Origin of the sequence: Brakhagea baltica (assembly GCF_052161605.1) — a bacterium.
In the GTDB taxonomy this organism is placed as follows: Bacteria; Planctomycetota; Planctomycetia; order Pirellulales; family Pirellulaceae; genus JBKCUI01.
The window spans coordinates 3184753-3209433 of record NZ_CP197409.1; the positions used below are offsets into that span (position 1 = coordinate 3184753).

Annotated in this window: 22 protein-coding genes; 13 read left to right on the forward strand and 9 right to left on the reverse strand. The window is 51.1% G+C overall.

The window, feature by feature from the left end; translation table 11 throughout:
- Positions 1-2: 2 nt before the first annotated feature.
- Positions 3-863, forward strand: a complete 861-nt coding sequence (gene folP, locus SH449x_RS11780) for a dihydropteroate synthase (protein WP_482381531.1) — start codon at positions 3-5, stop codon at positions 861-863.
- 86 nt (positions 864-949) lie between these two features.
- Here folP and SH449x_RS11785 read toward each other — a convergent pair whose 3' ends face one another.
- The 3 genes from SH449x_RS11785 to SH449x_RS11795 form a co-directional block, all read right to left on the reverse strand.
- Positions 950-1378 (reverse strand): tetratricopeptide repeat protein, encoded by a 429-nt coding sequence (locus tag SH449x_RS11785; protein WP_482381532.1) that lies wholly within the window; start codon positions 1376-1378, stop codon positions 950-952.
- 95 nt (positions 1379-1473) lie between these two features.
- Positions 1474-2640 carry a DUF1559 family PulG-like putative transporter gene (locus SH449x_RS11790; protein ID WP_482381533.1) on the reverse strand — a complete coding sequence of 389 codons (1167 nt, stop codon included), beginning with the start codon at positions 2638-2640 and terminating at the stop codon, positions 1474-1476.
- Positions 2641-2993: 353 nt separating this feature from the next.
- Complete coding sequence (locus SH449x_RS11795) at positions 2994-3434, reverse strand: secondary thiamine-phosphate synthase enzyme YjbQ (RefSeq protein WP_482381534.1); 441 nt, start codon at positions 3432-3434, stop codon at positions 2994-2996.
- A gap of 150 nt (positions 3435-3584) precedes the next feature.
- Between SH449x_RS11795 and mdh the strand changes: the two genes are divergently transcribed.
- From mdh to SH449x_RS11825, 6 genes are all read left to right on the forward strand, one after another.
- Entirely contained in the window at positions 3585-4535 is a 951-nt protein-coding gene (gene mdh, locus SH449x_RS11800; protein WP_482381535.1) for a malate dehydrogenase, read from the forward strand.
- 170 nt (positions 4536-4705) lie between these two features.
- Entirely contained in the window at positions 4706-5521 is an 816-nt protein-coding gene (locus tag SH449x_RS11805; protein WP_482381536.1) for an alpha/beta hydrolase, read from the forward strand.
- A 3-nt stretch (positions 5522-5524) separates the two neighbouring features.
- Positions 5525-6340: an ABC transporter ATP-binding protein gene (locus tag SH449x_RS11810; RefSeq protein WP_482381537.1), complete on the forward strand. Its 816-nt coding sequence runs from the start codon at positions 5525-5527 to the stop codon at positions 6338-6340.
- Between the two features lie 189 nt (positions 6341-6529).
- Positions 6530-7504 (forward strand): WecB/TagA/CpsF family glycosyltransferase, encoded by a 975-nt coding sequence (locus SH449x_RS11815; protein ID WP_482381538.1) that lies wholly within the window; start codon positions 6530-6532, stop codon positions 7502-7504.
- Positions 7505-7665: 161 nt separating this feature from the next.
- Positions 7666-8013: a hypothetical protein gene (locus tag SH449x_RS11820; protein ID WP_482381539.1), complete on the forward strand. Its 348-nt coding sequence runs from the start codon at positions 7666-7668 to the stop codon at positions 8011-8013.
- Between the two features lie 191 nt (positions 8014-8204).
- On the forward strand, positions 8205-9437 hold the full coding sequence (locus SH449x_RS11825; protein WP_482381540.1) for a cell division protein ZapB: 1233 nt from the start codon (positions 8205-8207) through the stop codon (positions 9435-9437).
- A gap of 4 nt (positions 9438-9441) precedes the next feature.
- Here SH449x_RS11825 and SH449x_RS11830 read toward each other — a convergent pair whose 3' ends face one another.
- The 3 genes from SH449x_RS11830 to SH449x_RS11840 form a co-directional block, all read right to left on the reverse strand.
- Positions 9442-12402 (reverse strand): Hsp70 family protein, encoded by a 2961-nt coding sequence (locus tag SH449x_RS11830; RefSeq protein WP_482381541.1) that lies wholly within the window; start codon positions 12400-12402, stop codon positions 9442-9444.
- Positions 12392-13339, reverse strand: coding sequence for a GDP-L-fucose synthase family protein (locus SH449x_RS11835; RefSeq protein WP_482381542.1), 948 nt, complete (start codon positions 13337-13339; stop codon positions 12392-12394). The genes SH449x_RS11830 and SH449x_RS11835 overlap by 11 nt, the downstream gene beginning before the upstream one ends.
- Before the next feature lie 173 nt (positions 13340-13512).
- Positions 13513-13833 (reverse strand): FliM/FliN family flagellar motor switch protein, encoded by a 321-nt coding sequence (locus tag SH449x_RS11840; protein WP_482381543.1) that lies wholly within the window; start codon positions 13831-13833, stop codon positions 13513-13515.
- Between the two features lie 258 nt (positions 13834-14091).
- On the opposite strand from SH449x_RS11840, the gene nadA reads away from it, so the two are divergent.
- Entirely contained in the window at positions 14092-15225 is a 1134-nt protein-coding gene (gene nadA, locus SH449x_RS11845; protein ID WP_482381544.1) for a quinolinate synthase NadA, read from the forward strand.
- Between the two features lie 20 nt (positions 15226-15245).
- Here nadA and folE2 read toward each other — a convergent pair whose 3' ends face one another.
- Positions 15246-16067: a GTP cyclohydrolase FolE2 gene (gene folE2, locus SH449x_RS11850; protein ID WP_482381545.1), complete on the reverse strand. Its 822-nt coding sequence runs from the start codon at positions 16065-16067 to the stop codon at positions 15246-15248.
- Between the two features lie 308 nt (positions 16068-16375).
- Between folE2 and SH449x_RS11855 the strand changes: the two genes are divergently transcribed.
- Positions 16376-16855 carry a 6-pyruvoyl trahydropterin synthase family protein gene (locus SH449x_RS11855; protein ID WP_482381546.1) on the forward strand — a complete coding sequence of 160 codons (480 nt, stop codon included), beginning with the start codon at positions 16376-16378 and terminating at the stop codon, positions 16853-16855.
- Positions 16856-16933: 78 nt separating this feature from the next.
- Here the strand turns inward: SH449x_RS11855 and SH449x_RS11860 are convergent, their stop codons facing one another.
- Both SH449x_RS11860 and SH449x_RS11865 read right to left on the reverse strand, forming a co-directional pair.
- Complete coding sequence (locus SH449x_RS11860; RefSeq protein ID WP_482381547.1) at positions 16934-19486, reverse strand: DUF1592 domain-containing protein; 2553 nt, start codon at positions 19484-19486, stop codon at positions 16934-16936.
- A gap of 31 nt (positions 19487-19517) precedes the next feature.
- Positions 19518-20396, reverse strand: coding sequence for an NAD(P)-dependent oxidoreductase (locus SH449x_RS11865; RefSeq protein ID WP_482381548.1), 879 nt, complete (start codon positions 20394-20396; stop codon positions 19518-19520).
- Between the two features lie 136 nt (positions 20397-20532).
- On the opposite strand from SH449x_RS11865, the gene SH449x_RS11870 reads away from it, so the two are divergent.
- The 4 genes from SH449x_RS11870 (at position 20533) to SH449x_RS11885 (ending at position 24480) form a co-directional block, all read left to right on the forward strand.
- Positions 20533-21516, forward strand: a complete 984-nt coding sequence (locus SH449x_RS11870; RefSeq protein WP_482381549.1) for an NAD-dependent epimerase/dehydratase family protein — start codon at positions 20533-20535, stop codon at positions 21514-21516.
- Between the two features lie 298 nt (positions 21517-21814).
- Positions 21815-22795: a glycosyl transferase gene (locus SH449x_RS11875; RefSeq protein ID WP_482381550.1), complete on the forward strand. Its 981-nt coding sequence runs from the start codon at positions 21815-21817 to the stop codon at positions 22793-22795.
- A 3-nt stretch (positions 22796-22798) separates the two neighbouring features.
- Complete coding sequence (locus SH449x_RS11880) at positions 22799-23629, forward strand: glycosyltransferase family 25 protein (RefSeq protein ID WP_482381551.1); 831 nt, start codon at positions 22799-22801, stop codon at positions 23627-23629.
- Positions 23630-23631: 2 nt separating this feature from the next.
- Positions 23632-24480, forward strand: coding sequence for an alpha-1,2-fucosyltransferase (locus SH449x_RS11885; RefSeq protein WP_482381552.1), 849 nt, complete (start codon positions 23632-23634; stop codon positions 24478-24480).
- Positions 24481-24681 lie beyond the last annotated feature (201 nt).

Here is a 24681-nt window from a genome sequence, read left to right on the forward strand (position 1 = left end):
CGATGACTGTGACACTATGCTCAACGTGGACGATCCGTGATCGTCAAATTATCTTCAATCGAAGACCAGTCCTTATGGGGATACTTAACGTCACCCCGGATAGCTTCTCCGATGGAGGACAATTTTACGCAATTCAATCAGCGGTCGACCAAGCAAAGCGACTCGAAGATCAGGGGGCGGGCATTCTCGACATCGGAGGAGAAAGTACGCGACCCTACAGCGAACCAGTCCCCGAGGAGGAAGAGTTGAGGCGCGTCGCAGCTATTCTCGAAAGGCTTCAGGGGAAAATTGAAATCCCGGTGTCTATCGATACCACAAAATCGAGAGTGGCTGAGGCAGCAATCCAACTGGGAGCTTCGATCATCAATGATGTATCGGGCCTAGAAGCGGACCCCGCCATGGTGGAAGTTGCCAAGAAAACGGGGGCGGGAGTATGCGCCATGCATATGAAGGGGACTCCCCTGACGATGCAGGACGACCCTAGATACGATAATGTCATTGAAGAGATCTTTAGTTATCTCTGCGACCGCAGAGACTGGCTTATTCAACGAGGAATCGAGCCCGATCGGATTTGCTTGGACCCAGGAATTGGATTTGGCAAGACCCACGATCACAATCTGGAGCTCATCCGAAATGCAGCACGATTTCATGATACCGGGCGGCCAATCCTGGTCGGCCATTCTCGCAAGGGCTTTATCGCCAAGCTGCTAGGGAATAAAGATACGAATCGCACGCTCGGCACCGTTGGGGCTTCGCTGAGCCTGGCTCTCCAAAGAATTCAGATTTTGCGTGTTCACGATGTGCAGGAGCATAAGCAGGCTTTGGATCTGTTCCTGGCTTGTTTGCCTAGCATACAAGCATAGTAAGTTCACTTCACGACGGAGTGCGCATTCCGAAGTCGCCCTGGGTTCACAGGCTGGCTGGCGTCTGTAGCCGATAGACCATCGGTTTACTTCGGGAGCTTTAAAGTCGGGTCGAGCCGCTTGGCCTTAGCAAAAGCAGCCTTGCTCTCAGTCGATTTGCCCTGTTTTTCAAGCACTATACCTTTGGTAAGTTCCATCATGGATTCGGAAGGTGAACCTTGGTCCGCTTTCTCCAAGTCCGCCTCAGCCTCAGCCAGTTTGCCCGCCATCGCATAGCACTGGGCTCTCAGTAAAAGAGCTTCTACATAAAGATCCGGTCCCAGGCCTCCCCCCGTGATCGCTGTCTCTAGCTTTGGAAGCGCCGCTTCGTAACTTCCGTCCAAGACCATAGACTTGGCCTCTGTATATCCGGCTTCGCTACTGGCGACCGATACTGGGTCAGCTTTAGAGCCTCCGCAGCCCAGCATTGTGGATAATGCGACTGCACATAAAAGTCCTGCGACCAACGTTTTCATACTATTCTCCATACCGATTCGTCAAAAAAAGACCTCTCATGGATATGAGAGGTCGGAAATAGTTTTCAGAAATTCTAATCTGGCTCGAAGGAATGTTACTCGATATTGGCAACCTCGCCGCCATCCCTTGTGCCCAAGGCTCTCCAGAGAAGTGTATCAACGCCGCCGGTCACGAAACTAACTGATCCGTCACCGCGCGAGGTGTTAACTCCACCCGTATGTGAACTGCGAGCAGCCACGATTGCATGCTCGCCGGGAGCATCTGGAATTGCACTCCATTGTCCGCAGTCGAAACCACTCCAGTTTGGTGGAGCGACGTGGTTGTACATGGTGCTCGAATAAAAGCCAAATGGCCAACCATTGGAAAAGTCGCTTCCTTCCAGCCATCGTCCAGTTGAGTTGAAGTTAAAGCTGTCAACAACAGGAACGTAGGTGCGGCACGCTTCGAATATCTGGTCGGGCAGGATCAAAGTTTGCGTTCGACCAGGCATGGTAATCATGTCAAAACGGCGATCCGGCAAGGATTGGGCCATATTGCGTCCGCTTCCTTTGTCTCGCTCGGCGAAGAACACTGTGTTGCTCAACCCGTCTTGAATCGCTCCAATCCTCAGGGCGTCACCGATGCTAAAGGCACCGTTTCCTCGTACTGTGAAAGGCCCGATTGCAGCATTATTGTTATTGTTTGCGGCACTGCTCAAGGCACCTGCATAGTGGGTAGATCCGCCAAAGTTGTAGCGGTAATTGTTCTCGGTGATCACGCGACCAGTGTTCGGGTCCGACGGGCAAATATAGAGGCTGGCGGCATTCGCATAGGCAACATAGTTGACGTTAGAAGGAACGCCGTTCGTCGTCATCCGAACCGTAGTTGGAGCGCCGAAATCGATCAAATTATAAATGTTGGCCTGTTCCATAAATGGCAGGATGAATGTATGAACAGAGCGAAAACCTGTCCATTGTCCCGGCGCTATACCGAAGTTATTATAGTTGGTATAGCTAGCTACTACGTTACCGTTGACGGTCACGTCAGGAAGAAGTCTTCCTGGCGGGAATCTCTTATGAGCAGATTCGTAATTGAACACTGCAAGGCCGATCTGTTTCAGGTTGTTGGCACATTGCATACGCCTAGCCGCCTCGCGGGCCGCTTGAACGGCAGGAAGAAGCAATCCAACTAGAATCCCGATGATCGCGATGACTACCAAAAGCTCTACAAGAGTAAATGCCTTGCGAACCGCTTGCGGCCGCAACAAGTGGCGAATAATCATAACCCCCCCAAAAACCAATTCTAAGATGACTCTGCTGTGCAAAAATTGCACGAGGTACAGCAAATAGGTTACATGTCAGACCGTTCCTGACAATCGGCTTTTTTTAAGACATTCCTATTATTCATGATTATTAGCTCGAATACTTCCCGTCCCCAAAACCCCATCCACCAAAAGAGGGGAGTGTAGGTTTTGATCGGATAACACCCGTAAAGGCAACCCAGGCCTCACTAATCAACTGCTTGCGGCGGACTGGGCTTCTTTTCTAAGTGAATAAGGTCATCCCCCCACGGAAGAAGCCGAATCACCGCAGGCATATAGCTGGTAATGTTGGAAAAGTTAAGTTTTGGTGAAGCCTACTCCTCTCCCCGGGTCAGTCCCTCTCCCCATACCGTCACGACGAGCGTTCGACGCACCGGGTGGTTTCGATGCTCGCACAGGTAAATGCCTTGCCAAGTCCCCAAATTTAGCCTTCCGTCGGTGATCGGCAGCATCAAACTGCAACCGAGCAGCGAAGATTTCACGTGGGCGGGCATGTCATCGGCCCCCTCTGCTGTGTGGATGTAGTCCAGGTCCTCAGGAGCAATTTCGTTCAACGCCATTTCCATGTCCCTGCGGACGTCGGGGTCGGCATTCTCGTTTATCGTCAGGCTCGCTGATGTATGCTGAAGAAAGCAGTTCATCATTCCGCAACGTACTTGGCTGACCTCTGGTACAGCGGCGCAGATTTGGTCAGTGACGAGATGGCAACCGCGACGGAAAGGGGGCAACTGAATCTGCTTTTGGAAAATACGCATAGAGATAACGCTGTTCGGTGATCGTAGCCTTAGTCTGGTACTTGACTCATTACATCATAGCGACATACTTCGTCCTGATCCGGGCGAGACACCATCTAGTAAATGGATCCAGTATTTGATTCACACATCTCAGGGCAGACGAGGACAACGATGAGGCGAGCAAAGATTACCATAATCGGTGCGGGAAATGTTGGGGCTACTTGTGCACACTGGTGCGCTGCGGGAGAGTTGGGAGATGTGGTGCTCCTGGATGTTCCTCAAACGGAGACAATGCCCAAAGGAAAATCGCTCGACTTATTCCAAGCGTCCCCCATCATGGGGTTTGATAGCAAACTTGTGGGTACAACAGACTATGCAGATACCGCGAATAGCGACGTTGTGGTCATCACCGCAGGTATAGCTCGCAAGCCTGGAATGAGCCGCGATGATTTGCTGGCAACCAATGCAAAAATCGTTACGAGCGTTGCCGAGCAAGTCAAAGCGACGAGCCCGGATGCCGTTGTAATCGTGGTCAGCAACCCTCTCGATGCGATGGTTCAGAGAGCCTTCCAGGTGTTAGGCTTTCCGTCGAGCCGAGTCATCGGTCAAGCTGGGGTTCTCGACACCGCACGATTCCGAGCTTTTTTGGCTATGGAGCTGAATGTCTCGGTCGAGGACATCTCTGCGATGCTCATGGGCGGGCACGGAGACACCATGGTTCCGATTGCGAGTTGCACCTCAGTCGGCGGGATCCCCGTGACTCAACTTATCGCCAAGGAACGACTCGAGGAGATCGTTCAGCGGACCCGCGATGGTGGTGCGGAAATTGTATCACTTCTGAAAACAGGTTCGGCCTATTACGCGCCAGCTGCGGCTACCGCACAAATGGTCGAAGCTATCGTCCGCGACAAGAAACGACTGATCCCTTGCGCAGCTCTATGCAACGAAGAGTACGGAGTCGGAGGGTACTATGTAGGGGTTCCTGTCGTGTTGGGCTCGGGCGGGGTCGAAAAGATTATCCAACTCAGCTTGACTGACAGTGAAAAGGCCGCATTCCAAAAGAGTGTGGACGCCGTGAAGTCCCTGGTAGCCACGATGGGACAGCTTCTCGCGTCCGCCTAATCGTCAATTCTTAAATGACAGCATTTGGATGGTAGCCTTTACCATCCAAAATCTGGCGCCATGCGCCATTGACGTCATTGGAATCGGTGCCCTAAAACCTACTTTATCTTGTTCACCACACTTTGCTGTTTTCTCAAGTGTGGCTTTCGAGGCGACCCAGGAACTACTCGATGAATCGTATTCCCACTTTGCTTGCGCCTGTCTCGCAATCCATTCCAAGAACCTTGACAGGCGGCAGTCGTCGGGAGGCCGAGCGGTTAGAACAGCTTCCGGTGTCGATCAAACATCGGCTTTACCACCCAACAAACTTTGCGGCAACCTACGATTATCCATTAGTCATTTGGCTCCACAGCCAAGAAAGCAGCGAGTACGAACTCGATAGCGTTATGGACGCATTGAGCGACCAAAACTACTTGGCGGTTGCTCCTCGTGCCAACCGACGATGCAAATCCAAGCGTCGCATCTACAAATGGGGAGAGAACATCCTCGATTATGCGTTTGCCGAAGACGCGGTGTGGGAGTGCATCGATGCAGCAGTGGAACACCTCCCCGTCAATCCTGAACGGATTTTCCTCGCTGGTTTTGGCCATGGCGGGACTGTTGCGCAGTGGATCGGTTGGCAATCCCCCCATAACATCGCTGGGGTTGTCTCGCTAAGCGGTCCCATGCCGAACCTCGCTGGCAGCATGACGCAATGGAAGCAGATAAAGGAACTGCCTGTGCTCTTTGCTCAACGCAAGGGTGCAACGATTTGTTCAGACCAGGAACTGAGAGCGGCAATGCATACGGCTCATCGTTCGTCACTGTCCTACCGTTTTTTGCAACTAAGAAGCGAACTGGATTCTTTCGACGACTCAGATGAACTTTCGACGGGCATGTTGGCCGCAGCGAATCGATTTCTTATGGGCTTGGTTACCGAAACGGAAATTAGCCTCGCGCCCGAAGCGAGTCGCGATCACATGGTGGGGCCCTTCGGTATCAATTAGACAATGTCAGTGTCTGATCCTCTCGTCGAGATGTCGGAAGTCGTTGTGGAGCTAAATGGGTTTCGTATTCTCGACATCAACGAATTGATCATCCCGAGAAACGAAAACGTAATCATTTTCGGACCCAACGGTTCAGGCAAATCAACATTGCTCAAACTGCTGATGAAATTCTTTTATCCATCGGCGATAGAGAATCGATCGGGAGTCATAAGAATCCTAGGCAAGGAAGCCTGGAACGTCTGGGAACTAAGAAGCCAAATCGGTTTCGTCAGTTCCGAAATCGACCACCATTTCATGACAGGGCGCAGCGGTCGACTAACTCCTCTCGATGCAGTCCTAACCGGATTCGAATCGAGCGAACTTGAGATTGATCCCTCCGCGATGACACCTGAGCGAATGGAAATCGCGAGGAATTGGCTTGATTTTTTTGAACTCGAAGCCAATTCGACGAAACGCGTAAGCTGGCTTTCCACTGGAGAACGAAGACGTGTTATGCTGGCTCGATCCATGGTTTTGGGGGCAAGTTCGCTGTTGCTGGACGAACCAACATCGGGGCTCGACATGGTCGCCCGGGAAAAGCTTCTTCGCAAACTCGAGGAACTAGCTGCATCCGGCATCCAAATCGTCTTGGTCACGCACCATCTCGAAGAAGTTGTAGCCCCCATAGAGAGATGCGTCATGTTAAAGAATGGAAGTATCGTGCAAGATGATACGGTAGCTCATTGTTTTACTGCCGAGTCGATAAGCATGCTTTTTGATGCTCGGATTCACGTTTGCAAGATAAGCGATCGTTACTCGGCAAATCTGCTCTCGCAATAGCGATACCCGCAGAGCAATCGATCGTTTTCTCGTTCAAATACGGGGCATTCACTGCCTCACAATCGCTACAGCCAATACAGGCCAACTGTCGGATTCTAAGAATACTGCCCAATCGTTTGCTTTGCGTTACGATTCGACCTACGGTTCGTGCGACTGATTTTTTGATCGCACACTCCGTTACTGATTAGAATGACGACTCAAAACACCGAGTACCCATCCGCACCCACTAGCGCACCGATCTATTTACCCCCAGTTCCCAAACGGGGAGAGGCCGGGTTAAATGCTGCCCCATCGAATCCCGATAGGAAACTAGATTCGCTAGCGACAATCACAGGTATCCAAACAAACGATCCCCTAGTCGACGCAAGGAAAGCAGCGAACAGTGAGTATCTTGAGAACTGGAATTTAGGCGTAAGTCGGGTTTGGGGGATCGATTTCCATCAAGTCACGATGGAACAAACGCTACGACTGATTGATGATATCATCCGGGTGCGAAAGCCGACTTATGCTATCACTGCCAATCTCAACTACGCAATGCTCTGCAGCCAGAGTAACCGACTCCGCGAATTCACAGAAAGGGCCGGATTAGTGCTCTGCGACGGCATGCCAATTTTGTGGAGAAGCCGTTGGAATAAAACCAAGCTTACCGAACGTGTTGCTGGCTCGGATCTCATCTTCCGTCTCGCGGAACGCAGTCAGCAAAAAGGTCATCGGATCTATCTATACGGCGCCGCGGAAGGTGTCGCTGAGAAAGCCGCGAGCGAACTAAAGCGACTCTATCCGGGTTGCGTTATTGCTGGTTACCAATGCCCCCCTTTCCGCGCGCTCAGTGAATCGGAATTGCGATCTCAAATGGACAGCATTCGTGAAGCGAAACCTGATATCCTCTTGATCGCCCTAGGTCAACCTAAAGGTGAGTTCTGGATCGAAGACCACCTTCACGAACTGAACGTTCCACTCTGCATCCAGCTCGGTGCTTCGTTTGACTTTGTTGCAGGAACCGCCAAGCGCGCTCCTAAGATTTGGCAGAGAACCGGTTTGGAATGGCTCTATCGCGCATGCTCTGACCCAAAGCGACTCGTTCCTCGCTATCTACAGAACGCTTTCTTTCTTCTCAAATCGATTCGAAAAGAATTGATTGATGCGTTAGATGGGAAAAGCTAGCAAAGCTTCCGAGACTCGGATGGACAACTAAATTAGCGAATCGTCTTTCACGATTTCCCAGTCTTTAGAGAAATGGGCTTAACCTGCAAAGTCACCCTAGTCGATAACCTTAGTACGTATTCGTTCGTCAGTAGGCTCCTTCACCGACTAGAAAGCGGCTCATGAATCATCCAGAGCGTAGCATCATCTCGATTCATAACTCGACTATTGGTTCACATTATCGCCAAATGGAAACTGTGACGAGCCAAACCGCAGTCGAGCCTACGGCGGGATACCGAGTTCTGGATGAAGAGGGCCGTACCGTGTCGGTCCCATTCTCTGCCAGAAACCGTGTAGGACATTCGTCAGACCAAGTCCGGGTTCGTGTTCGAGATCTGGTTCGCGGATTACAAGGTATGGCAAGCTCTCAGCTGGCCTGGCTCGACGACCTGGGGGATGATCCTATCGTATTGACTCGAGATTTCTATGAGGTTTTCTTGACCTGTCAACAGATTAGGCGATCCGCGTAAAGGTCCTGCTAGCCAGAGCGATCACTTGCTTGAGACTTAGCCGCAGGTATTGCAGCCCGTTGTCATTTCCTCTTGACGCGTGAGCATGGAATCTCCTATTCCTCTCGTCCATGCGTCAATGCACATCGAACCCTCACGCGCCTACCTACTTAGCCGCTATCCGCGAAACATTCTTTCGACGGAATCGTTCGATGTTCGTCGCGATAGCGCTTCTCTTGGTTTCGATACCTGCCTGCCGCCAAGCCGCCTTTAACGAGTTTTATGTCGAAACGATGGCAGCCGAGATTCGAGCTCTCGAAGATCGTATCTACGAGTACGACTCCGCCTATCAAACGCTTGAAATGGAGAACGAAGATCTCCGAGCAAAACACGAACGACTGCAAAAGAAGCTTCGCGACCTGGAGGAGGAAAGCGGCGTTACGGTCGGAAGCAAGCCGTCTCGCACAGCTCCTCGAACTTCCCAGCCTAGCCCATCCAAGGACTCCTCGGATACTTTTGACTTGATCGTTCCCGGCAAGTCAAAAAATGAAGAAGCGACCCAAATAGTCCCGAAAACCCCAGTCTCACCACCCGATTCAAAGTCGGACAATCCCCTACCCCTTCCCGGGCTGCCTGCGTCGGGTTTGAATGCGACTGAACCTGCTGAGTCTGTGTTGCCCAAAATAGAAGAGGGTGGAATCCTACCACCACCATCGGGTGGGAATACGTCGTTGCTACCGAGCAAGAGTAAAAGCAAAACCGATCTAAAGGCAGGGGATCTGGTTGAGGAGTACACTATGCCCCCGGCCTTTATCCGTTCCGCACAACAGCCCGCTTCACCGAACCTCGTATCACCTCAGCAATCGCCATCAACACAGCCCACCCCTAACTCTACCCCTCGGTTACCATCCTTACCAGGTACCTTTCCCGATGCCTCCCAAGGTCGCATTAGAGTCCCGCAAGCCGGTGGGGTCATTACTGCCTCAGCAACTGAGATCGTCCAAACGAATCGGGTGGACAGTGTTCATGATCAGCGAGTCATTGCTATCGACTTTCACCCAACTCTATGTCGTGGTATCAACCTTGATAATCAGCCTGGCGATGATGGTCTCTACCTAGTCATCACACCACGCAACGACGCAGGACAAATTGTGAATAACATCGGCAAAATAACCATCGTCGCAGAAGAAACGATCGACAATAAAACGATCCGACTATCGGCCTGGGAAATCGATCCAGAAGAAATGGAGGAATACCTTGAGCCGATCGGGCCGGCACAAGGCTACCATCTGCGACTCCCTTGGCAATCCGACAGTCCACGCGGTAGAAACATCCAAGTCTTTGCGAAGTGCGAGTTCGAAGATGGACGCAAGCCCGTTAATCGCCGCGAGATCGTCTTGAGCAAATCGTCGATTCGTCCATTGACTTGGACTCCACGCCAGTAAATTTTTATCGCAACGTGAAGCCGAGCGGAAGTGCCTCGCCCATTACAGAGGTGGCATCCTCACAGCTTAGATCACCACCCGTGCGAACTAGTTCTATCTGTTGATCTGAAACCTTTTTTACTTCCATCCAGTCGATAACTCGCGAGCGTAACGCAGGATCGACATCGCGGTAACGATCACCTGTTAGTCTGCACCACAGCGCTAAACATAACGAGACCGCGCTCAGATTGTTCGCGGAAAACTGCTTCTCGAGTCCTAGTAATTGATCCGCCCAAGTATTCGCATACCTGGCTGGTACAATCATCTGCAAATTAGCGTAAACAGGGACGCGACATCCTAATCGTCCCGCAGCCCATAGGATGGGCCCTGCGAGGCTATGGTTCTTTTTACGAGCCAAACTATCCAGTAGCAACTGGGTTACTTGGATCTTTTCAGCAGCTTCGATCCACTCGAGTGAGCCAATCAGTCTTAGATACTCATTTAGTACATTGCTGTTCAAGCTAGCACCAGAACCGCCTAGCAAAGTGGATCGTACTCTTGGCCAAACGTCCTGATAAAGCGCCTTTTGTTGCCCCGCAGTAAAGCCGCCGGAAATCCGTCGCCAAAGAATAACGGTTTCCGATAGGTTCTCGGCAGTGCGGTGCACTTGCTTGTTATAGATTGCCCGCCAGGTTTCACCAACACGCCATTCATCCCCAGGGTAGCCAAACCCAGGCCGCAAACACCAACCGAGCAAATTCATCCAACGAGCTTCATGAGCGGGCGAACGCTTACGATAATCCGAGAACCTCATTAGGCCGCTCCATAGCTCTCGTAGGACAGCAGGCTCCCACTGGTGCTTCTTGGCTCCCAGCCATTCTGTCAGCTTACCAATTACCTCTTTCGGTGCAGCAGCCTGTTCGGTACCCAACAATGCCTCAACGGCAGCTCGTGATTTGTTGAGAGACTCCTGATCGGCGACCATTCCAGCAGATCTGGTCTGCTCAGTGCTCGCCCGAGCCTCAAATTCGAGAATCCACTGCATAGGGCGATCGCTATCGCCAAGGATATCGGAAGGGGATGATACGAGTCCAGTACTGACTCCATCGATTTCGTTGGTGGCGGTAAGAAGAGCCTGCAATGTACCAATTTCGGTCAGCTCTATGTCCAGTTCGACAGGAATGGTTCGCTTTGATTTTCTGCTATCGATTCTGAGCACGGTTTGTAACGGTGGCATGTTATTCATGGTCGCAGGATCGATTTCGATTAAGTCACCTGGACGATCGGTCAATCGCGTGTTGCTAGAAAGCAACTGAAACCGGACTGGCTCGCCGATAGCCAAATCAAACACCATCCCCTCCAGCGCGAATCGCTCGCCAGGATGAGCGCTCGCGGGCATAATGCAAATTGCCTTGGGCGGAGATTGACTTACCTGCAAGTAATAGGTTCTCGCCAAGGTCGCATCGATCTTCACCCCCTCTCCGCGACGCACCATACCGTAATAGGCAGCCCCCTGAGCAACCGCGAGATCTAATCGGTTCCCGTCCAAACATCCTGGCTTCCAATCTGACTCCACCGGCGAGAACCATGTTGCAATTTGATTCAGGATTGTATCTCGAACTTGGGTCGATTCTAAGACTCCGCCGTTGAAGAGAACCCAGTCGGGGCGGGCTAACATTAGATCGGGCTGATCAAGTTGCTCGTCGCTGCGTCCTGCTCGGCGATGCTCCCACAAGAACTCCGCTAGGTGCTTTAGAATGTTTGGTTCGGTCGCATACGGCAACCCAAACTCCTGAAACCCTTCCGCTTGTGGCGCGGGATGGGCATCAATGGAAACCGGGCCAAAGAATCCTGTGAGCAGCAAAGATCGGGCTTGTTCCAACTCGATCGTTACACTTTGAAAATTACCAATCAGACTTCTGCCCGAAGAGGGAAAATGAATCGCAATTTCCTCTGGCGGTTCGGGGCCTAGAAAACGTTCTTTCGCATTTCGGCATTGCGACTTGAGCGTATCCCATTGCCTAGCGGATAGTTTGGTTTGGCCCGATGTTTCGCAAAACTTTTGTTCAGCGAACTTGGCTAATGCGATATCGAGATTGTCCCCTCCGAGCATAAGATGTTCGCCAACCGCGACCCGATGCAACCCGAAGGTAGATTGCAATTCTCTCTCGACCGCCCGACTGACATCCGTCTCAGACGACAGCGTTTCTTCGGCAGACTTCGCGGCACCCGTCACGCGAATCAAAGTGAAATCGGTCGTGCCACCACCTATGTCACAGACCAGAATGGTCTGCCCCGGCCGAAGTTGGTTCGTCCAATTTTCGGCATTCCGGGCCAGCCAAGCATAAAATGCGGCTTGTGGCTCTTCGATCAAATAGAGCTTTTCAATCCCTGCTTTTTTCGCAGAAACGATCGTGAGCCGTCGAGCGATCTCATCAAACGAAGCGGGTAGCGTAACGATGGTGTCTTGATCGCGCAGCGGATACCCGGGGAAGGCTCGATCCCAACAGCGTCGAATATGCTCCAAGTAACGACGACTAGCTTCCACGGGAGAGATCTTAAGTACATCTTCGTCTCCACCCCAGGGAAGAAGATCGCTTTCCCGATCCACCATCTTGTGGCAAAGCCAGCTCTTCGCAGATGCGATTGCTCGACCAGGTAGTTCCGCCCCCCGTTGCCGAGCCATGATCCCCACGATCGAAGCAACAGTCTCAGTTGTGAAGACATGTTTCCGCTCGACTCCAGAAATCTCGCTGTCGAAGAGTTGGTAATGAAAAGAAGGGAGAGTATCAGCCCCAGAGGTTGTGCTGATATCGATCATCTGCTCGAGGCGAAATACATTCACCTCTTTGGAATCGCCTTGAGTATCGACGAAAGCTACGGCGCAGTTGGTTGTTCCAAGGTCGATTCCAACAACGTATCTACTGACCTCCCCTGCAAATGCTTTTTCGAGGGAACTAAGTTCCGAATTCGGACTAGACTTCACGGAGAGCACCCGACTCGATCTCCTTCAAAAAGTCTTGGTAGGTTTGACGCAATCCGTCCTCGAGATCAATCTTGGGAGTCCAACCGGTCGACTTGAGTAAAGTCGTGTCGGTTAGCTTTTTGGGGGTGCCATCTGGTTTGGAGGGATCGGTCAGAATTTGCCCCGTGAAACCAACTGTCTTGGCCACTAGGTGAGCCAAGTCCAAAATACTGATATCGATGCTGGTACCTACATTAACCCAATCAGGAGGATTCTCTAGCTGACAGAGATGAAGAATTGCATCGGCCAAGTCATCAACGTGCAAGAACTCGCGCTGAGGTGTCCCGGTTCCCCATATGGTGACCGATTCCGATCCCTTGAGTTTTGCTTCATGAAAGCGACGAATCAAACTAGGCAGCACGTGGCTATGGTCGGGATGATAGTTGTCGCCGGGGCCGTACAAATTGGTTGGCATGGCAGAGTGGTACATGACCCCATACTGCTGCCGAAAGTACTGACATAGCTTGAGGCCCGCAATCTTAGCTAAGGCGTAGGCTTCGTTTGTTAGTTCGAGCGGTCCTTTCAGTAACTCGTCTTCGCGAATCGGTTGCAGTGCCATGCGAGGATAGATACAAGTACTTCCTAAAAACAAGAACCTTTTCACGCCATTCGCGTAGCTCGCGTGGATCGTTGCCAACTCTTGACGCAAATTGTCGGTAAGAAACTCGACCGGGTACGTCCGGTTAGCATGGATGCCTCCAACCTTGGCAGACGCGAAAATGACGGTCGCAGGTTTTTCGGTCTCAAAAAAGGAAGTGACTTGTCTCTCGTCGCACAGATCCAACTCGCTGCGGTTGCGTGTAATAATATCAACGCCAGGCTCGCGAATTAGGCGACGGCAGACTGCCGCCCCAACCATGCCTCGATGTCCGGCCACAAAAACAGGTGATGGTATCATAAGATTCAATAACTGGTAATAAAAACTACCGACCACCAAGCGAGGTCGCCAACCGAGGTGATGATGTCAAATCCACACTGCGATCGGGGACAAGAGGGGTCTATCGCGAAAAATAATGCAAGTCCAAGGTAGATTCTAATCTGTCGCTCTCTATTTCCGAGAGGTTCCTCGATTTAGGACTTCGGTTTTTCGGTGACTAAAGGAATCCAGGATTCTTCACATTCCGCGATTTCTGTAATTCGCAGACCGAATTTGTCCCCAACCTTCACCACTTCCCCTTGTGCTATCTTCCTGTCGTCGATTTCAACGTTTAGTGGGGTATCGCAAGCCTTATCGAACTGAATCATCACCCCTGGCACAAAACTAAGAATTCTTTCTACGGGAATATTCTTCTTGGCCAAGGTTACCGTTACGTCAGAACTTATGCGCAACAAACTCTTCCAAAAGTCAACTTTGGCCGGATCGGTCGTCGTCAATTTCTGCCCGTTTCCCATCGCCGTGCCTGCTCTAGAATCATTCCTCCCAAGCCCCCAAACCAACTTAGGGTGTCGACCAGGAGCCCCTCATCCGTCTAACATCGGTAGTTCCGTCCCATTAGTTAAACAGAACTCGGTAAAATCTAGAAGTTGGGTATAATGTGAGAGCACGGTTCAAAAAATGGCGAAAGCATCAATCAAGAGTGCATCGAATGATTGGTGCAGTGCAGCCAACGCCCCCAAAATGATCCTCTTGTTCCATTCGAGATAAAACGCATGTCAGTCGCATCCCAACCGTTTCCTTTCGCTCCCTACCGAGAATTGAGCAACGACACGTTGTGCGAAAGAATTACCGAGGCCAAGCGAAAACTGGGCTCGAGCTTGCTCATTCTAGGGCACCACTACCAACAGGACGAAGTCATCGAACACGCCGACTTGACTGGTGATTCTTACCAGCTGAGCAAAATGGCAGCTGAGAGCTTGGATTGCCGCTACATCGTATTCTGCGGTGTCCACTTTATGGCCGAAACCGCCGACATTCTGGCCAATCGAGAAGAAAAGCTCAATGCGCGAGGTGGAGTTTCGATTCCTGTCGTCTTACCCGACATGGCCGCAGGCTGCTCCATGGCCGACATGGCCGCTATTCGACAAGTAGAATCGGCATGGAAGCAACTTTCCGAGGTGATCGATACCGAGGACATGACTCCGGTCACCTACATTAATAGTGCCGCTAGCTTGAAGGCATTCTGCGGCCGCCATAACGGAATTGTTTGCACTAGCAGCAACGCCAAAGCGGTGCTCGATTGGGCCTTTGCCAATCGCAAACGAGTTTTCTTTTTTCCTGATCAGCACCTGGGCCGCAACACATCTCTGAAAATGGGGATCACCAACGACCAAATGCCTGTCTGGAATCCGCATGAAGAAGTTCTTGGCGGCAATTCACGAGAGACAATCGAAGCCTCCCGAGTCGTGCTCTGGAAGGGACACTGCTCCGTCCACCAAATGTTTCAGGCGGAACATGTCGACAGTTTTCGTAGGCGAATTGAGGGGATCAAAATCCTCGTCCACCCGGAGTGCCCACAGGAAGTCAACGATATCGCCGACATATCGGGCTCAACGAGCAAGATCATTGAAACGGTACGAGCCGCACCGGCTGGTTCGAAATGGGCTATCGGTACCGAGTTGCACTTGGTCAACCGACTTAAGAAGGAGCATCCGGAACAAGAAATCCACTTCTTGTCCCCCTTGGTTTGCATGTGCGCCACGATGTACCGTATCGACTTGTCGCATCTCTGCTGGAGTTTAGAGAACCTGCTAAATGGAACAGTCGTCAATCAGATCAAGGTGAAAGAAGATGTCGCCAAATGGTCTCTAGTCGCTCTGGAGCGAATGCTGGCAGTGAGCAAATAGCTCGTGAGCAAATAATCCGTTCATCTCTTATCATTCGTGATGAATGCGTAAGCGTTGTGATTGTGAATGGACTCGAAGTTTTCTGAATAGCATTCGTACCAAACAACTCTGTTGTCCGCATTGAGTGCTACTGCCATATCCCGGACGATGTCCTCGACGAACTTCGGGTTCTCATAAGCCCGTTCGGTCACCCACTTCTCGTCGGGCCGCTTGAGAACGGAAAACACTTGCGTGGAAGCGCACTTTTCGATCATTCCAAACAATTCTTCGATCCAGAGATGCTGGCCTTCTGCCACTCGAACCCGAACGGTCATCTCGCAACGCTGGTTATGAGCACCGTATTGCGAAATTTCCTTTGAGCATGGACACAGACTTGTAGCAGGAACCTTCAATCCCAGAATGAAATCGTCCACCCCATTGCTGGTCATCTCGAAAGTAACATCGATATCGAGTTTACCAGGTTGGCCCGTCACAGGAGCCTTCTTGTCGATGAAGTAGGGGAATGCCATTTCCAAATGCACTTCGTCCGCCTTGAGCCGTTCCTTCATCGCTCGGCAAACCTCAGGCAAGGAGTCGGAACTCAAGCAGTCGTGATGCTCGTTGAGAACCTCGACAAAGCGAGACATATGGGTCCCCTTTACGTCGGGAGGCAAGGCAACGTACATGTTGATTTGCGCGACTGTCGTCTGGCTGCTGGTCCCTGAACCGTGGCCGGGGGTGCGGAGCGAGATAGGGTATCGAACCCCCTTAACTCCTACTTTGTTAATGGCAACGTTACGGCGATCGCCGGAAGACTGGATATCTGGAAGACCTGACACGGTAGGATTAATTACGGCTGACATGAGTACTTTTCTGTATGGGTGAATTGCGAGTGGAAGGCATCCCGCTCACCGTTCCCCGCGAGGGTTACGTGGGAAACTGTAGGCATCATACCCTGATTGACTAGTTTGTTTTAGGAATATTTCTTTGAAATGCCCCATTGACAGTGTTTTGTCCAACCCATGGCTTGCCTGAGCTGAATAATTTAAAGTCCGGAAAGAAAGACACTCGTTTCCGTACTCGGGCGATCTTCGTGGACTATGACCTTATACACGCCATCGGCCCTAGCTTTGGCAATCGGTTCCAAACCTTATTCGAAACCAGGAAAATCATGTCGCTGACTATAATGAGACGAATCAAGTTCTGTGCAGGTCACAGACTTTACAAGCACGGGGGAAAGTGTGAGCACTTTCACGGTCACAACTACGTAGCAGATTTTTTCGTGCAGGGAGAAAGTCAGGATTCCGTAGGGCGTGTCATCGACTTTGCCGAATTAAAGGCCAAGTGCAAAGGCTGGCTCGATGAAAACTGGGACCACAGTTTTCTCGTGTACGAAGGTGACGAAAATGCGATACATGCTCTACGGCAGGTGAAGCCCTGTCGCCTGTTCCTGCTCCCTTACAATCCGACTGCCGAGAACATGGCCCGCTACCTGCTTGAAGAAGCTTGCCCAGGCCTATTCCCCGAGGGTGGTGGTCGGGTCGTGCGAGTTCGAATCTGGGAGACCGACGAGTCGTATGCCGAAGCGTCCCTAAATGCGTCCAGTGAAGTGTTGCTGACCTCAGTATCCGAGGAGTCGTTCCTGAATTGAAAGATAGATTGGCCCGCTCTCTCGGGGTCAGAGTTGTCACATCACAAATCTTGGACCGAGAAGCACCAAGGCATTTTGTCAGTACGCCTGAAAAGGTTCGCTAAGAACGATCGCGCGGATCATCTCTCGCAACTTGTATCCGTGTGATTTCGTGTGGTCGACAATAGTGCCGATCGCGGATTGATCAGCCAGGGTTATTTCGCGTCCCAACGCATAGACCAACAACTTATCTGACAAGCAACGCAGGAAGTCATCTTCCTGCTCGCGTAGAAATCGCCTTAGGGAGTCTGGACCAAGCACCTGAGTACCGTCCGGTAAAACGACCGAGGCATCGATTACTGGATCATTGTCACCAACTCGACCTTTGTAACCAAAACCCTCGCGGATCCGAAATTCACCCGAAGCGTTATAATTCTCCAGCGCCAGACCGAGCGGATCGATCTTGTTGTGGCATCGAGCACATTGAGGTAGCTCTCGATGTATTTCGAGCCGCGTACGTACCGTCGCCTTGTCGATACCAGGGACAGAAGGTGCAATGTCTCCAGCATTGGCTACTGGCAAACCGGGATCTGCACCTAAGATATTCTTCAGCACCCACGTTCCTCGCTTGACTGGCGAAGTTCGAGTTCCGTTCGACGTGATGGTCAACATCGAGGCTTGGGTCATGACACCCCCGCGATGATGCTGTGGCTTGACACTTACGACTCGATGCCAATCGCCGCGAACCCCATCGATTCCGTAGAATCGAGCAAGACGTTCGTTGATAAAGACGTAATCCGAGTCAACGAAATCTAGGACATTCCGATTTTCAAAGAGAACCGTGCGAAAAAAGCCTCGCGATTCCTCGCGCATCGATATTTCCAAATGACGATCGTAGTGTGGATAAAGATCTATAGCGGGTGGGTTGGAGCCTATCTCGCGCAGTCCAAGCCACTGATCCGCAAAGTTTTCGACCAACGCTTCAGAACGTGCACGCTGCTCTAGCATGCGATCTACTTCGGAACTTAGCGTCTCAGCGGAAAGAAGCTTTCCATTATCTGCCAGCGACCTAAGTGCTTGGTCCGGCGGCGCAGCCCAAAGAAAATAGGAAAGCCGCACCGCGAGCTCATGAGCCGACAATTTATCTGTTGGATCGGCTTCCACCAGGAATAAAAAATTCGGAGATATCAAAATCGAAGACAACGCGGTCTTGTAGGCAGCCAGCGGACTAGAGCCCTGAGACCTGACGCGTTGGTAGATCGTCAAATGGGGCTCTATTTCACCCCGATCTACCGGTCGCCGAAAGGCTCGACTGGCAAATGTAGAGAGTAACCGCAGTGCAACATCCTGCTCGTTGGATTCGGTTATCGGAGTGGGCAGGAGCAATGCCCTGCTAGCCGGAGGCCACTCATCGTAGACAGGCCCTTCGAGCTCGATCCAATCAACGTAAAGCTCAGGTCGCGCGAAGTGCTCGTTTCGCTGCATCCAAAAGTTTTCTAAAACGCTAGGAACCGAATATGCGTTCTCAATGGTAATGCCAATACGGTCGGTGGTGAGTCGGACCCGTACTTCGTACAGTTCGGGATTGGAAAGATCGGTCGGTATATCAAGCTCGCCAACTGTCCTAGGCTGGCCACCGAGGTCGAGAACGACTTTGGCTCGCGACGGACCGTAGTCGTACATTCGGTCATTTTGGAAATGTTCGAGATCCTTCTCGAATTGCTCATCATGCCAACGTTTACCTTTCGGATTCTCTCGATCTTGTTTCTGTCGACGATCATCAAGAATGGTCGTTGCGGACCGAACGACTTCTTCCCGATCAGGAATTCGACTGGCAGCACGGAAACGGATGATGTAGTACCCTGGATCCTTGACAACAAAATCCCTCACGTTGAGCTTTTTGTCCCAACTGTCGTGATGAATCATTTTGAATCCGTTAATGACGGGATTGTTACCGCCGTTGACAATCGCATTATTTCCCCCGATGCGAACGCGATTGGCGTCGGAGTCACCTGAATCGATTTCGAATCTCCAACGAATCGGCTCAGGCTGTTCACTTAAATCGAGCGCTTCGTCGAGCACGGTTTCTGCTGCCTCCAGATACATCTCGATCTGCATAGGTGAGAGCGATAGTGCACTTCCCACGTTATCAAACCCGCTTGCAGACGGGTCGAGCGGAAAGTGCGATATGTCATAATCGATTCCTGTTAATTCTCGAATGGTATTTTGATATTCGATCCGATTCAGTCGCCGCATGACGACCGCGTTTTCGCGAAGCTCGCGCTCTTGTTGCACGATCTGGTTCGTTGCCCAGTCAACAACAGCGGCTACATCGGAGGCTCTCGGTTGCTTCGCATCAGCGGGTGGCATTTCATGGCTGTTAAGGACGTTGATTATCTCACGCCATTTGCTGCGAGCTTGAGTGGATTGAAAATCCCTGAGGAGTTCTTCTTCTATTCGGAACTCTCCTTCGGCATGCTCCTGATTGTGGCATTCAAAGCAGTAGTCTTTGAAGAATCGATTCAGCTTGGTCAGAAATTCCCCGTCTGGGATATTGCGTGCTTGAAGATCCGCAGATGAAAACGACAAGCTAGCATATAGCACCATAGTAAGTGCCACGCCACGAGTGACATTTCGGGAAGCAAGAGACATGCTAAGTCTGACTTTCGTGAAAGCGATCTGGTCAACGATAGAGCTCGATAAGGCCGGAGTGATCGATACCTCCTAGCCCTCGTGTTTCGACAAGTTCTTCCCATTGGCTTAAGCAATTGACAAGCGTGGGCGACTCGAATCCTACGGATTTTGCTAAATCGCAGATCAGTCGCACGTCTTTCAGTTGCAATTCGGCTCGCCCACCCGGCTCAAAGGTTCGCTTGATCATCCGTTCGCCATGCAATTGGAGAATCCGACTCTCTGCAAATCCACCTAGCAATGCTTCCCTCACTAACTCTGAATTCACGCCGGAAAGTTCGGCCAATCGAATCGCTTGAGCCACCGCGTCGATCGTTTGGGCTACGATCAGTTGATTCGCTAGCTTCGTCACTTGTCCGGCACCTGAATTTCCCATCCAGGTTACTCGGGCTCCCACTGTATGAAAAAGTTCGCGGGCTCTCTCGAAATGCTCCTTCTCGCCGCCGACCATGATGCTCAAGCTTGCTTGCTCGGCTCCCGTTTGCCCTCCTGAAACGGGAGCGTCGAGCCAATTCAACCGTTTAGAAAACTCTAATGTCGCTTCGACGCTCGTTGTACCAAAATCGATGATCAATGCGTTCGGATCCAGGTGTTTCGCGATTCCCGATTCACCCAGAACTATCTCATGTACAACCTGTGTATGGGTCAAGTTGAGGCAGACGATCCCCGAACCAACACTCTTTGCTAGATCGCAGAGTGACTCGGCCCGCTTTACCCCTAATTGCTCAAGTTCGATCGCTTTCTCACGGGTGCGATTCCACACGATCAAGTCCGCACCGGCAGCATGAAGGTGCTTGGCTCCCGGCATCCCCATGTTGCCTAAACCGATATAGCCAATCTTCTGTCCAGCGAGTTTTCCTTGTGTCATCATTCCACTATTGGACAGCAGAATACCCTATATTGCAATCGGGCAACCTCCATGCCGCAAAGTCGCAGTAGGTGGTATGATAAACCATGTGCCTTTTTGTGTTTTTGTCCGTCGCCTCTCTAATGGAAAGTGTTTCTCGATGCAAGTTGTCATAACCGGCGGAGGTGGGTTTTTAGGGCATCAGCTTTGCCTGGCATTACTCGGCCGCGGTACACTTGAGAATCAAAAAGGAGACCGAGAGCCAATAGAAGAGTTGTTTTTGATCGATCGTCACTTCTCTCATCCCATTAAAGACTCTCGCGTCAAGCAATTGGTCTTAGATATTTCGGACCGTTCGACTTTGTTCGACTCCCTCCCCACAAAGAAGGGAAGCTCTTATTTTCATCTGGCATCCATGGTAAGTGGCGAGTGCGAGGAATCGTTCGATGAGGCTCTTCGGGTTAATCTGGATGGAGGTCGAAATTTGTTCGAAGCTGCACGGCGCACAGGGCAACCCTCGCGTGTCGTGTTCGCCAGTAGCATCGCATGCTTTGGTGGTGAAGCCATGCAAGGCGAATGTCACGACCGCATGAAACTGACCCCACAAACCACCTATGGTATGACAAAAGCGATGTGCGAGATGCTCGTTAACGATCACTCTCGCAAAGGGCATTTCGATGGCCGATCCGCTCGATTACCAACTGTCATTATTCGCCCCGGGAAGCCAAATGCGGCTGCGTCGAGTTGGGCTAGCGGCATGTTTCGCGAGCCTCTTCACGGTCAGACTTGCCTCCTGCCGATTAGACGAAGCCAAGCCCATCCGATGACAGGCTATCGAACCGTCATCGAATCTCTGATCGAACTCCACGACTTACCGAGCAAGGATTTGGGGGATGATCGGGCTGTGGGCTTGCCTGCTATCTCGGTAACCCCCATCCAAGCAGCAGCCGTGTTGCAGCATATCGCTTCGAGCAAAAATCTCAAACTAGGTGAGATCATCGATGACTTTCAGCCTCGCATTCAGCGGATTGTCGACAACTGGCCTACGGCGATCGATGGCCGCCGAGCGATGAGGCTTGGCTTGCCAAAGGTCCCTCCACTTGAGCAGATCGTCGGCGAATACCTCGAAGACTTTTTAGGTTGACAAATCACGACGAAACCATCGCCATAACACCAAAAGTATAATGTATGGCTTGCGCCATGATGCTGAGATGATGGGTGACAAGGTTTGTGCTAGCAAAATACAGTTCTAACGATCTGGTGACAACCCGACGGTTTGAGCTTGATTCTATTCGCCCATTTCTGCTAGCGTTAGGAAACGTCAAGGTGGGCGAATTGAAAGGCATAGACAAGCTAGCCAAGCCACTGCGGTAACTAGGTCGCAATCCAAACGTAAACCATTCCTCATTGTGCACTCCACTAGCTGTCTCGAAAATCAACACATGGAAGTCGCTGGCTATCGGTTTCAAAGATCGGATCTTCGGATCGCCGATCGTGTACCGGGCATCAGCGCGTTCATGCGGATTAAGAATGGGCAAGACTTCTTGGAGCTAACGATCCGAAGCCACATCGCTTATTTCGACGAGATCGTTGCTGTCTACAACCAGTGTACTGACGGTACTGCGGACATCTTGCAACGTTTGCAAGCCGAGTTCGGTTCGGAAAAATTACGCGTCTTTCACTACACGGACCGAGTGTTCCCGCCTGGGAGTGATGATCATTCCAAAACAGCATCCGATTCACCGTCCAGCTTGGTTAACTACTACAATTTTGCCCTCGCAGCAACTCGATACACACATGCGACCAAGTTAGATGACGACCATCTAGCTATTCCGAGCGTACTAGAGCAGGTCACCGAGAAGGTTCGGCGGCAATTACCTCACCAACCGATGATGAAATGTTTTTCGGGGCTGAATCTGTTTCCTGGTCCAGACGACTCGATGGCTCTATGCCGACGTGATCCGATATCTGGCGGCGGAGATATTGGCTTCTTTCGCGTTACGCATGAAACCTTTTTCACACGTGACCGACGCTTTGAGAAATTTCAACGAGGCGGAATCCCTCGCCGTTTTTCTGGCTATCTATACTGGCATTTGAAATACCTAAAGCCGGAAATGGGATTTGCCAACTACGAATTAGAACGCTACCAGAACAGTCGGTATGCACAGCGCAAGTACCGATTGTTAACCGACGATTATCCCTCGATCCAATTGAAGGAATTAGCCCGACAGAAGACTCGGCAACCGTTGTCTAGTATCAAGTCGCTCTTTTCTGAGAAACAGTCGCTTCTTTGCAAACGAGACCAAGCTATTGAAAGTAGCTTTCCCTATGAGACCTGCGACCAAGCGTTAGAGCGAACCGTATCGCCGGAGATGCTAAGTCTTTTTTACCAAACGCTTGAGTCCCAGGACCAACGAGGTTAACGGATGAAAACCTACCTCATCAACCTAGATCGTTCACCCGACAGATTAGCATTCTTCAGGCATCAAGCCGAAGAGGTTGGACTCACCTTTGAAAGAATGGGGGCGATCGATGGAAAACTCCTGCCCGATGCGACTTGGAGGTCATTCGTCGCCAAGAAATTCGAATTTCAACCAATCAACGTTTTCGAAGCGGCAGTCTTTCTAAGCCACAAGTCTATTTGGGAGCGAATCGTTCGGCATCGCATTCCCATGGCAACGGTTTTCGAGGACGATGTCGTGCTATCTGCAACCATCCCACACACGTTGAATGCGATTGAACAAGGAAACCTCTCTTTTGATCTCATCAAAATCGAAACAACACTCCGCTCGGTCGTTCTAAGCAAACAGCAAACGAAACTTTCGTCGGGTAATTCACTGCGCAGCCTCATGTCGTGGCACGGAGGTGCTGCGGGGTATGTAATCTCTCTTGAGGGAGCAGAAAAACTTTCCCGAGCGACCAACCTCATTGCAGATCAGGTGGACCAAATTTTGTTTAATCCACTTTCTAGCATCTCGACAACTCTACGAATCCTTCAATGCTTTCCTGCGGTTTGCGTGCAAAAAGACCTGCAGAATCGAAATCATCAAGCAACCTTTGAGTCGACCATCGAAAGGAAGAAGACTCGGGGTAGGCTTTTTCGTCATGGGCCGATCGTCGATTTACAGAGATTGCTCAAAAAATTTAAGCAGAAAAGACTTGCTCAGCGACTCGCTCATCTTCCAGAGAACGAACAGATAGTTGTACCCATGTCAGGCACTGATTCTGTCGGCTTTTCCAAATCTATCGCAGCTTGAGGATGCCCAAGGACAGAACCGTCACTGTCCGTCTCTCCGGCGGACTAGGAAATCAGCTATTTCAATATGCCGCTGCTCGCTCTGTAGCGATTCGCTGCGATGCAGAACTCTGTCTCGATGTCTCGTTTTACCATCGTGGGCGGCATCGCTCGTACGAACTGAACCAGTTTCCGATCCAAGCGACTGTCTCATCAAAGCCAAAGGGAAAACTGATAGGTCTCCTCTTCAAGATTGCCAGGATAGGACAACGTCAAAAACTCCACAAAGAGAAGTGTTATCATTACTGCTCAAGTGTCGAACAGATTGTTGCGCCGATTATACTAGACGGATATTTCCAAACTCCTAGGTATTTCGCTGCTCACGAAGAAACCATACGCGCAGAACTCATGCCACCTAACGTCCACGGGGCCCAAAATCAGAACCTAGCGGAATCTATATCATCCGGTAATTCGACAATCCTCCACATTCGGCGTGGCGATTATGTTACCAATCCCAAGGCGAAACGAATGTTTACGGAGTGCCCGATGGATTACTACCGTCGAGCGAGCGAGCGAGTACCCTCGGATAGTCACTTTTTTGTCTTCTCCGATGACATACCATGGGCAAAAAAGCACTTGAGCTTGGACAGACCGATCACGTTCGTCGGCGACGAAACGCCGCGAACGGGCATTGAAGATTTAAAGCTCATGAGTTTAGGACACCATCACATCATTGCGAACTCAACCTTCAGCTGGTGGGGAGCTTGGCTGGCTGGCCCCAAAAAGGGGCTTACGATAGCCCCTTCGCGATGGTTCGTAGACGAATCGATCATTGATACCGATCTATTTCCCTCGCGTTGGATTCGAATCTAAGCCCATCGGTAGACATCATTGATCGAAAGCGCCCTCGGTACCGGCCTATATGATTTATCTTGGCTAAACCCAGCAATCGTCATGTTCGCTTAACAAGATTTTCATTGTTCTAAGCCTCGATTTCCCAACTCCTGAACTCGGCTAGCGAATACAATCAGTAGGTGGAGAACCAGACGTCACGCTTCAGATCGGTCTAAAAAT